General features: G+C 60.4%; 10 protein-coding genes. 5 read left to right on the top strand and 5 right to left on the bottom strand.

Features of this window, described 5'->3' with window-relative positions:
* Nucleotides 1-3 precede the first annotated feature (3 nt).
* Nucleotides 4-237 carry a HigA family addiction module antitoxin gene (locus H567_RS0120305; protein ID WP_353743106.1) on the top strand — a complete coding sequence of 78 codons (234 nt, stop codon included), beginning with the start codon at nt 4-6 and terminating at the stop codon, nt 235-237.
* 468 nt (nt 238-705) lie between these two features.
* Here the strand turns inward: H567_RS0120305 and H567_RS0120300 are convergent, their stop codons facing one another.
* The 5 genes from H567_RS0120300 to H567_RS0120280 form a co-directional block, all read right to left on the bottom strand.
* A complete protein-coding gene (locus tag H567_RS0120300) occupies nt 706-2862 on the bottom strand; it encodes a hypothetical protein (protein WP_028322797.1) in 2157 nt (718 codons plus the stop codon).
* A complete protein-coding gene (locus H567_RS0120295) occupies nt 2852-3979 on the bottom strand; it encodes a hypothetical protein (protein WP_028322796.1) in 1128 nt (375 codons plus the stop codon). The genes H567_RS0120300 and H567_RS0120295 overlap by 11 nt, the downstream gene beginning before the upstream one ends.
* A complete protein-coding gene (locus H567_RS0120290) occupies nt 3972-5036 on the bottom strand; it encodes an RNA polymerase sigma factor sigma-70 region 4 domain-containing protein (RefSeq protein WP_028322795.1) in 1065 nt (354 codons plus the stop codon). The genes H567_RS0120295 and H567_RS0120290 overlap by 8 nt, the downstream gene beginning before the upstream one ends.
* Nucleotides 5036-5497: a hypothetical protein gene (locus H567_RS26295; protein ID WP_035255492.1), complete on the bottom strand. Its 462-nt coding sequence runs from the start codon at nt 5495-5497 to the stop codon at nt 5036-5038. The genes H567_RS0120290 and H567_RS26295 overlap by 1 nt, the downstream gene beginning before the upstream one ends.
* A 159-nt stretch (nt 5498-5656) precedes the next feature.
* Nucleotides 5657-5836, bottom strand: coding sequence for a hypothetical protein (locus H567_RS0120280; protein WP_028322793.1), 180 nt, complete (start codon nt 5834-5836; stop codon nt 5657-5659).
* 400 nt (nt 5837-6236) lie between these two features.
* On the opposite strand from H567_RS0120280, the gene H567_RS0120275 reads away from it, so the two are divergent.
* The 4 genes from H567_RS0120275 to H567_RS26290 all read left to right on the top strand — a co-directional run bounded on the left by H567_RS0120275 (nt 6237) and on the right by H567_RS26290 (nt 10346).
* A complete protein-coding gene (locus H567_RS0120275) occupies nt 6237-6743 on the top strand; it encodes a PEGA domain-containing protein (protein ID WP_028322792.1) in 507 nt (168 codons plus the stop codon).
* Nucleotides 6744-6955: 212 nt separating this feature from the next.
* Nucleotides 6956-7351 carry a CRISPR-associated protein Csx20 gene (gene csx20, locus H567_RS0120270; RefSeq protein WP_028322791.1) on the top strand — a complete coding sequence of 132 codons (396 nt, stop codon included), beginning with the start codon at nt 6956-6958 and terminating at the stop codon, nt 7349-7351.
* A 312-nt stretch (nt 7352-7663) separates the two neighbouring features.
* Nucleotides 7664-8098 (top strand): MerR family transcriptional regulator, encoded by a 435-nt coding sequence (locus H567_RS0120265; protein ID WP_028322790.1) that lies wholly within the window; start codon nt 7664-7666, stop codon nt 8096-8098.
* Nucleotide 8099: 1 nt separating this feature from the next.
* On the top strand, nt 8100-10346 hold the full coding sequence (locus H567_RS26290) for a VIT domain-containing protein (RefSeq protein ID WP_051185164.1): 2247 nt from the start codon (nt 8100-8102) through the stop codon (nt 10344-10346).
* Nucleotides 10347-10583 lie beyond the last annotated feature (237 nt).

The following is a 10583-nucleotide window of genomic DNA, read 5'->3' as shown; positions in this document are numbered from 1 at the left end:
GGGCTGAGTCAAAATAAGCTTGCCATGGCTCTTTGCGTTCCAGCACGCCGAATCAACGAGATCGTTTTGGGGAAGCGACGTGTGACTGCAGACACAGCTTTGAGGCTTTCACGATATTTCGGCATGTCTCCTCAGTTTTGGCTTGGCCTACAAATGGATTATGAACTCGATGTCGCGGAAGATCTGCTCGAAGACAAGATTGAAAAAGAAATCACCCCAATGGCTGCTATTGGATAGCCAGCTTCTAACCGGAAATGGTCTTTTTTGCCAATCTCGGCGTCAATCTACACGTTTGCTTGATATTGGCAAAAAATCCTCATTTCCGGATTGGAAACGGGGTTCTACAGGGCAAAACTCGCAACCCGTAATCTTTTGTCTGGTTTTGTCAGGGTATGCGTCAAGAGCCTTTTCGATTCGGCCTGAAAAGGCTCTGCCCCAGACCGTCGCATCCATGCGGTTGCGGACCCACAAAGGCATGCCGGGCCCGGTTCCTTTTTCACCAATCTAACCCTCCTCAGACGCCCATCGAAACTCGCCCTGCAAGGCATGTGGGGCCGGCCGGTTTTTCGCCGAAGCCGACCATCGCCTAGCGCACCTCGCAGGAGCGCTCCGGCGGGCGGGCGAGCACCATCGGGATCCCCGCCCACCTCCACGCATGGTAATGGTCCCAGTCGAGGAAGGGTAACCCGAGGTCTGGGCCCTATCTCAGCGGTAGGCAAACGGGAAAAGGGCGGCCTGTTGGTCGATGACGGTCTCGAGGAGTTTTTCCCATCTGTGGGTGTCGAGCAGGCAGGCGAAGTGTCTGCGGCTGAGATGGGGGCCATCGAGCAGGGAGCGGATGCGCCCTGTTTCGCGCTGGAGCGTGCGGGGGTCCCCCAGCCGATGAGCGTGCAGGGCGGCGAGGGGGAGGAGCCCCATGACGTTGAGGGTCTCTTCCCCTTGCGTTTTGCAGAGCTGCAGGGATTGCATCCAGGCCTGCTCCTTCACGGACGTGTCGTCGGACGTGCGGCCGAGGTTGTAGTGCCAGAGCTGCCAAGGATGTTGGGGGGCAGTCTTCCCGATCTGCTTGTACGCCCATGCGAGATACGCGGGGGCTGGCTCCTCGGTGTCCGCCAGCCAGCGCATCAGGGCGGCGTGCCGGTAAGGGTTCGAACGCGGGTTGCACGTATCGGGTGTGGAGGTTTTCAGATAGGTGAGAAGGGCTGTCCGGGCGCTTTTGAGGAGCCCCGCATCGAGGTAGGCGTATACCTTATAGGAGACATCTCTCAGCCAGTGGGTGTGCGCTTCTTCCTGAACCAGACCGGCGCCGAAGGCGTCGAGGGCCTTCGAGATCCAGCCTTCGAAGGCAGGCAGGTGCTCCGGTCCGCAGAAAGCGGCATTCTGGGCCATTGTGCCGTAGAAGCTTCCGAGGTCATGATTGACGGCCAGGGGGTCGTATCGGCGCCTTTCGGCGAAGATGCCTTCCATGCGCTCGATCAGCGCGCGGGTGTCCTCCGGGAGGTGTTCGGCCAGCCGGGGGTCGAACTCGAAGCGGTTGTGGGCCTGCCCGATCCGATGGCAGGCGTGCTGGAGGATCAGACTCTCGCCGTCGGTCATGTGGACGGCTGCTTCCTGGAAAGACTGGGCGGCTTTCAACCAGAAGGCGGCCTTCCCCGCGGCCCCGCAGTGGTTGGCGCAGGCCACCTGGGCCTTGCACAGCCGGAACGCCAGGCCGGGGGCATGGCGCCCCAGGGTGTCGACCAGTTCTGGCGTGACCAGGTCGAGAAGGAACTGGGCCCGGTGCTTGGACCAGTCCGGCGGGTCCAGCAGCGCCTCGATCGCCCTGACGAATCGCTTGGCGATGGAGGGGTCGCCGACGATTTCAGGCAGGCGGAGGGAAATGATGCGCCGATCGGCCTCCAGCCAGGAAAGAAGCTTGGTCGGGACGCTTTCCAAGTGGTCGATGATCCAGGTCGTTTCCAGGTGTGGGGACAAAAACGCCGACGCATCGGACCCGGTGCCCGGGGCGTGAAAGCGCCAGAGGATCTCGGCGGTTTCGAGGTCGCCTACGCGAAGACACTCGAAGCGGCCGATGTTGACAAGGCTGGCCGCGTGGGTTTGGGCGGGGCAAAGGATGCCGGCCAGCCGGTGTTCATGGGCGGCATCGCATTTTTGAAGGATGCCTTCGACCGGTAGGATGTCGCCTCGCTGGCTGAGGCCGCCCGTTGCCGCGAGGGCCGGGACGGGGAAGCCTTCCTGGGCCGAGCGGAAGCCGAGGTAGACGGCCAGTCCGAGCGACGACCCGTGGAGGACGACGCTGCTTCCCCAGGGATCGAGCACCGGCCAGAAGAAGAAATGTCCTTCGGGTTGTTTTTGCGCGGCGAGGGCGGCCGCGGTTTCAACCGCCCGGCAGGCCGTCGCATCCATGCGGCTGCTTGCCCAAAGGGGCATGCGGGCACCGGCAGGTTTTTCGCCGAACCCGACCATCGCCCAGCGCACCTCGCCCGCGTTTTCCTGCGGCCGGGAAAGCACCAGCGGGATCCCCGCCCATCTCCAGACACGGAAATGGTCCCAATCGAGGAAGGGCAATCCGAGGGCGGCAGGGGAGGTGTGGGCCGAGAGGGCGCTGGTCAGCTCCGGGCGGCGTCTTTCCGGGGCGAGGATCGCTGCGGCGAGGCAGCTGAGGCAGAAAAGCCTGCGAAAGGGTTCGTCCGCGCCGATCCGTTGGAGGATCTTTTTGAGCAGATCGGACAAGCGGCCGTCGTCCTCCGGCCAGATCCCCGGATGAGGATGGAGAAGGTTGTCCCGCCGATCGCGGATGTCCCAGTCCGCGGAATAGTCGTGGAGTCCCTGTAGATCCCAGCTGTTCGGGTTATACCGCATCGCCCACCAGAAGAAGGACCAGGGTGCCGTTTCGGACCTCGGTTTCCCTGAGGCCTCTGAAAACGATCCGAAAAAGGGCTTTGCCCCGGTCGAGTTCATGCTCGGCGGCCGGCAGCGGGTCAGCGCCGGGCCTTTCCCACCACGCGTGGATGGTTTGAGGCAGACAGCTTGTCTGCCGGATTTTCCCGGCCACGAGAAGGCCGGTAGAAGACTGGCTTAGAAGGTCCACCTGAAAGGGCACGGCCTGGACCTCAAACCCTTCCGTGGTGAGGCAGATGCAGTTCGCCCTGTCCCAGCCCCCCTTGTCGTCGGCCGCCAGAGGCGTTTCCAGGTCGGGAAAACGGCTGAAGGCCAGCAGTTCGTAATCGTCTGCCGCATGCTCCGGCAGTTCGGCGCCGGGGTAGGCCTCCTGAAGGAAGGCGCGCAGGGCGAGGCCGGCGGGCGGCATCGCTGGGTGGGCGGGGGATTTCTGCTTCGACAGGAGCCGCTCGACGCTCTTGGCCGCAAGGTACCCCGCCAGCTCGAGTTCGAGCTGGCGGAAGAAAAAAAGGATGGAGTGCTCGGGAACCGGCTGGGGCGCCTGGACGGCCGCATCCTGAACGGCTGAAAGGATTTCGGGAGGCGCCTGCCCCCAGCGTCGCCCGATGTCCTCAAGGGCCAGCGCATAGGTATTCCAACACTCCACGAAACCTTTGTCCTCCGGGAGCGCTGCGTCGTCAGGACCCATGAGCGCTGCATCGCCGCAGACCTGCGCGACGCGCGCACAGGGTTCGGGCGAGGCCTCGATGTCCAGGATGAACACCATCGGCGGATTGTAGTACCGGTTCGAAGGGCCCCAGCCGCCGAGGGTCGCCTTCACCTCCCGGATCTCGCCGGGGGCGGGGGCTCCATGCTCGGCTGCAGGCGAAGCTTCCGCCAGCCGGCTGCCGAGGGTCTCCCATGCGCTCCATTCCTCAGCGGCTGAAAGGCGCTCCGCGCAAAAGGGGCAGGCCTCAATGTGGCGCTCCAGAAGGGGATCGCGGTCCGCCGAAAAGAGAATGCGGTCCGGCGGACAGGTGCGCAGCGAAAAGAGGTTCTGCCAGGCAATCTTCATGCGGATGGAAGCAGGGTCATTCATCGAAGGGCTCCGTTTCGTCTTCTTTCATGGAGTCTGAACGGCCTTCGAAGGCGGATTTGCAAAGTTCGAGCACCCGCGCCACGAATTCTCCGAAAAGATGTTCGTCCAGATCCTCCGGTGAGAGCCCGGGCCACAGGCTGCAGAAGCCGCGGAGGGCGTCTTCCGCGAGGTTCAATTGATATAGGGGGCCGCTTGGGCCTTTGTACCCCAGCCGGCGGGCCATCTCCTCCAGGGAGAGGTCCATGCCGTATTTGAGATGCAAGACGGCGCGTTTCCGGTCGTCGATCGCCTTCACGAACCGTTGGGCCAGAGGGGCGAGTTCGGCGAGCGCGGCCGCCTCCTCGGCGGTCGGGCCGGGGTCGGAAGGCGGTGCGAGGTAGGGCCCGCCGGGTCCGGGCGCATCGCCGTCGGGCAGCGGCACCTCCCGGTAGGATTCGAGGAGTGCAGGAAAAAGCTCGCCGAGAAAGCTCACGAACGAGCGGACGGGGACCCAGCCGTGGATGCCTGTGCGCTCGACGAGGAGGCGCTCGAATGACTTCGAGAGGGCGGCGAGATTCGCCTGTTTGACCGCGTCGGCGGGGTCCATCGCCCAGTCGGTCTCGTCCATGGAGAGGTCGTGGATGGGCGGGATGACGGGCCGCTCGTCTCCCGATTCCCAGGAATAGAAGGCCGCCCCCCGTCCGGCCTTGTAATGGATGCCGTCCGCGTTGGAGAGGGCCTGGCGCACGCGCCTGTACAGGGCGTGCCAAGGGCTCATTTCCCGGGTGCGCAAGCGGTCGAGGGCGTGGTTGAGGAACAAGGTGCCGAGATAGCCGGCAAAACGGCTCCAGTCAGCGTCCTGAAGCAGGCGGAGCAAATCGGGCGGCAGGCTGCACTCCTTCTTCTCCTTCAGGAAGGCCCAGATCTCTGCCGCAAGCTCCCGATTGTCTTCGTACGGCCACTGGCGGCTGGAGAGGTTCAGGGCCTTTATCTTGCGGGAAACGGTGGCCGCGCAGCGCTCCAGGACCGCAAAGCAGCCCGGGCTGTCGATCCATGCCTCCCAGCTCGACGTGTCCATCAGGGGCTTCTCCTCAGGCACGATTCAGGCACGACACCCATGAAGCGCAAAGTGAAGTCCACGTTTCCCGAGCGTGGCAGGCCGAAGCGGAACCTCTCCATGATGTAGGAGGTGCGCTCCATGGCATATTCGCCCGGTTCGAGGAGGCATCCTTTCTCAATATAGAAGGGACTCGATGGGAGGGAGGTGCATGGGCAGACCTGGAAGCCGAAATTGGCGAGCCGCTTCAGGACGAAGAGCGGATGGGTCTTTTTGTCCCTGCGGAAGGTGGCGGGAAAACCTCCGGTCGCGTCTCTGAGCTTCCGGTCATCCGCCCCGTGGAAAAACATCCGCTCTTCCCAGTAGGGCGAAGGCAGGCGTCTGATGGATGCCCCCAGGCGGCGCCAGTCGAGCGGCGGCTGTTTTGGGGCCTCACCCCAGAGGCGTGCGGCAAATCCTTGATTAGACCCGGCCTTCGCCATTGAATCTCACCATCCCTGTGCTCTTCGGAACTGTGCAATGCTCGGCAGTCTATAGCGCATTTATACGCCAAAAACAATGATCCGATGCAAAAAATCTCGGGTGTCGGAGCCCGTGTTGCCAGTATACACCCGCTCTCCTCTCCAGCCCGCAATCCCTGCTCAACAGTCCCCAGCCACCGCGGATTCAGCCTTTATCCTTTGTCGTGGCGATGAAGCTCTCATAGATTCCATCCGGAAATGGTCTTTTTGGCCGATCCCGGCGTCCATCTGCACGTTTGATTGTGCGGCGAGCTGCAGATCGCCTCCGTGCAAACGCTTGATTTCCTTGATATTGGCCAAAAATCCTCATTTCCGGATCGAAAACCGGGTTCTACGTGGAAATCATTTCCGGATTGGAAACTGAGTCCTACCGCGAAATCATTTCCGGATGGATACGGTCAAGCAGTCAGAAGACGTTTCCAACAACCACTCGATCCAAAATCTGGCCGCGAGACAGCTGCCGGAGATCAAGCAGAACCGGCCGGTCTTGGCCCTCACGCACAAGGCCGCACTTGCCGTGAATGGCGGATTGCTTTCATCCCTCAAGGCATTTGTTTTGAAAATTCCCGCTTCCCCGCCGTTCAGCACTGTCAGGTGGAGGATGGCGCAGAGGTCGCGTGGTTTTCCGCAGCGCGGCCACGAACCGGAGGTTCCTCCGGCCGAGGCGGGATTTCTTAACAATCAAAAGGAGGAAAGAGGTATGCGTTGGATCATCGGGACAATGGTGTTGGGAGTGCTTGGGCTGGTCGGCTGCGCTACGATCGTAGGCGACAAGACCCAACTCTTGAGTATCAACAGTTCACCCGAGGGTGCCGAGGTCTGTGTTACGGACGAAACAGGTCAGCAGGTCTTCAAAGGGCAGACCCCGACGACCGTGGTGCTCCAGAAGGCGGACGGGACCTATTTCGGTGGAAAGGATTACACCGTTTCAATCTCAAAGGAAGGCCACGAGACCCAGACGGTGCAGGTCGTCAGCGGGCCGAATGGATGGTACGTCGGAGGCAATTTCATCTTCGGGGGGCTGATCGGGTGGCTGATTGTCGATCCGCTGTCGGGCGCCATGTGGACGCTTTCTCCGGAGACGGTGAACCTGAACCTGGCCCCTGCAGCCGAAAAAATCAGCCTTGACGATTCCAGAGGCCTGGCCATCATCCAGTTGGACGATGTGCCTGTGGAATGGAGAAACTGTTTGGCTCCGTTGATGTAGCCGTTTCAATGCACGGTTGGCAGGTCACCGCGTCCGCCGGCGGTGGCCTGCACGTTTTTGTGTCGTTGCGGTGCAAAAGGTTTACCCGGTTCGGAGGTTTTCCCGCCATCCAGTTCAAAAAGCCTTGCTTATGAAATGACGCGTTGACAGAATACACTTCCCGTCATGCCGGGTGGTTTCCAGGAGTGATACCGACCAAGGGAGATGAGAAAATGACCGAGCGGACCCTTTTTCTTCTGTTCAACCATCAGATTACAGAGGCGCAGCGCGAGGACGCGTCGAAAAGCCTCGGGGTTGGAAGGATCATGGATCTCCCGGCCGGATTGAAGCAGGTGTGGGGGGACATCCCTCCGGATCTGCCTGAGATCGGCGCGTTTCTCGAACCGGTCCGAAGATGGCTCGAGGAGGAGTCCCGCTCCGGGGATTTCGTCCTCATCCAGGGGGACTTCGGTGCGTGCTACCTGATGGCGGGCTTCGCCTTCGAGAAAGGACTGGTCCCGGTCTATTCCACCACGGACAGGGAGGTTGAAGAAGAGCGCGGCGCCGACGGTCTGGTCAAGGTGACCCACGCCTTCCGGCACCGGATCTATCGGAAATACGGGGTTTAGCGCTTCGAGGGAAGATCGACCCTCCCCCGGCTGCTTCAGCGAGCCGTCTTTTCCAAACTCTTCGATTACCCCTGGATCCGTGATGGTGGAGCGGAGAATATCATCGCCCCTGCTGTCTCGTGCCCTCCCAGCCTTTTTATAGGGGGTGTCCTGTCGCTATCCACTTCAGGCAGGTCTTCGGCGGCATCTTTCCCCTGGAGTTTCCGCAACCTGCAATGGCCTCTGAAAATTCCGCCCCTGGACCTGATCTGTCGAAAAATGCGCCATCTTTTTTTCTTGATCATGACACTAAAAGTGTATAGTATAAGTGTCATGAAAAATGACGTCAGAAAATTCACGATCGACGAGATGTGCGCCCTGGTGGAGATGGACAGGCGCACGGTCCGATACTACATCCAGAAGGGCCTGGTGGACCGGCCCGAAGGCGTAGGAAAGGGGGCCTACTACACGCACGCGCACCTGGAGCAGCTGCTGGCGATCCGCAAGTGGAAGAGGGCCGGGGTGTCGCTCGATCGCATCCAGGAGATTCTGGCCGATGGAAAGGGGGGCGCCCCCGGTGGTCAGCCGCTTCCACCGCCGCCGCCCCGAAAAAAGGGGGCCGTCGAAGTCTGGAGCCATCTGAATGTGAGCGACGGCATCGAGCTGCACATCGAACCCACGCGGGCTGGATTGAGCCCGGGACAGGTCCGCGCCCTGTTCCGGGACGTCATGAAGGTGGCTGGAAAGATAAGAGAGGAGAAATCGTAGTATGAACAGAGCGATGACCGCGCCTGATTTGACGCCTGTCGGGGAGGGAAGGGTCGCACTTCAGTCGGTGAAGATAGAGGCCGAAATCGAAAACCTTCTGTGCAAAGTGACCATCAGGCAAACCTACCGCAATCTGGAAAAGGTCAACATCGAAGCCGTTTACACCTTTCCGCTTCCCCTTGGGGCTGTGCTGCTCGACATGACGATCAAAACCGGCACCAAGGCGTTCAAAGGCGTCGTGGTTGAAAAGACCGAAGCTGAAGACCGGTATGAGGACGCCATAACCGACGGTGACACCGCGATCATGCTGGAGCAGATCGACCCCGGTCTGTACACGATGAACGTGGGCAACCTGCAGCCTGAAGAATGCATCGATCTGTCGATCACGTATGCCGAACTTCTCAAATGGCGTGAGAACTCCCTGAGGTTTTTTCTGCCGACGACCGTTGCGCCGAGATACGGCGATCCCGAAATCCTCGGTCTTCAACCGCACCAGAGCCCGGACTACGATCTGATGCATGAAAACCCCTTCAGCATCACGGTGTCGGTCTGCGGTGCGCTGGCTGGAGCGTTGATTGAAAGCCCTTCCCACCACATCGCGTCACAGCGCCGCTTTGGAAAGACGGTTGTTTCCCTTGCAAAAAGGCAGGCGCTGATGGATCGGGATTTTGTCCTGAACCTTTCCATGGAAACCGATAAAAAGAGTATGGCGCACGTCGAGCGAGACGGGGAGGGCTACGTAGCCTTGGCGTCTTTCTGCCCCAGGTTCCCTGCGCCATCCAGGCCCGCGCCCAGGTGCATTACGATCATCGTCGATTGCTCCGGCTCCATGGCGGGAGACTCCATCGCCCAGGCCCGCAGGGCGCTCTGTGAAATCCTCGGTCTGCTGCGACCCGAGGACCGGTTCAACGTCATCCGGTTCGGGAATTCCCACCGAAAGCTGTTTTCCGCGCCCGTTGCAGCCGAGGCCGCCAACCTGAAAAAGGCGAGGGCCCTCCTGGAGGTGCTGGATGCGGACATGGGGGGGACCGAAATCGGGCAGGCCGTCGCGGCCGCCGTGAGGAGCGCAGCCTCCTCGACGCTCTCGAAGGAGGCGCTGCTGATTACGGACGGTGAGGTGTGGGAATGGGAAAAGGTGACGGCCATGGCGGCCGGGTCCGGCTTCCGGTTTTTCACCGTCGGGGTGGGCAGCTCCGTCTCAGAGGCCTTCGTTCAGAGCCTGGCCGACGCCACGGGCGGGGCCTGTGAGCTGGTTTCCCCGCGGGAGGAGATGGTGGAAAAGATCGTGCGGCATTTCAAGAGGATCTATTCGCCCAGGGCGGTGAAGGTGCAAATCCGCTGGCCCAGCGAACCGACCGAAATTTTTTCCGAAGCGATCCCGGCCATCTACGAGGGGGATACGCTGCATGTCTTCGGCACCTTCGACGAAAGACCCGACGGCATGGTCGAGCTGCAGGCCGTGCTGGAAAACGGCGCGGCGTGGGTTCAGAAAGTGGCGCTCCAGGCCGGCCTCCAAACGCAGCCACCGGACGAGGGGGCTGGAACGATGGCGCGCATGGCCGCGGCATGCAGGATGAAGACGATGAAGGATCCCCGGGATATTGCAGACCTCGGTGTGAAGTATCAATTGATGTCCCCCTTTACGAACTGCCTGGCTGTCGATGTGAGGGCCGAGGGGCGAAAGGCCTTGGATCTGCCGGTCCTCCGAAAGACCCCCCAGATGCTCGCGGCCGGTTGGGGAGCGTCAGGTTCGGTATTGATGAACGAGAGATTCGAATTGAGGTTTAACGCGGAAAGATTGTCGATTTCCAAAGTGGAAATGTCTTCTAAACGGCTATGCTGCTCCACCTTCATGGGCTATCTCGAAAGCGAACGAAGACAATTCGATGGACTGATTGCTTGTATCAACGGGATCCAAATGGACCCAACCGCTCCTTTTGAGAAGATCATATCCCTGATTCGATTCGAAAAAGAAGGCATGCCGAAAGGCCTTGTCAATGCAATGAAGAGCATGGTGGATGCTGGTGCCGATGAACACACCGCTGTGATCGTTTTTCTCTATCTGCTGTCGCAAGACAAACGAATCAAAGGCGGGCTCGAACGGACAACCAGAAGAATGATCAAGAAATCCTATAAAGAGTTGTCCGATGTCCCAGAAGAACTGAAACAGCAGATCGAAAGCATCATTGAGTCCTACTTGAATCCGAATGCCATTGACTTGAGGGATTGTCTCGAGCCGTTGATGTAGCTGTTCCAATGCAAGGGTTGGCAGGTCATCGCGTCCGTCGGCGGTGGCCTGATCGTTTTTGCGGCGTTGCCAGAATATACCCCCTGGCGGGGCGGTGAGGACCACGCCGCCCCGCCAGTTCAGCATTGGGATGTGAAGACTGTTTGACGTTAAACGCTAAATGGTATAATCTGCCTGTATGATAAGATCATTCAAAGACAACGAGGCCGAAAAGATCTTCGATCGACAGCGGTCTAT

Source organism: Desulfatiglans anilini DSM 4660 (genome assembly GCF_000422285.1).
Classification (GTDB): Bacteria; Desulfobacterota; DSM-4660; order Desulfatiglandales; family Desulfatiglandaceae; genus Desulfatiglans; species Desulfatiglans anilini.
Note: the sequence above shows the minus strand (reverse complement) of the source record. Positions and strands in the feature narration are given on the sequence as shown.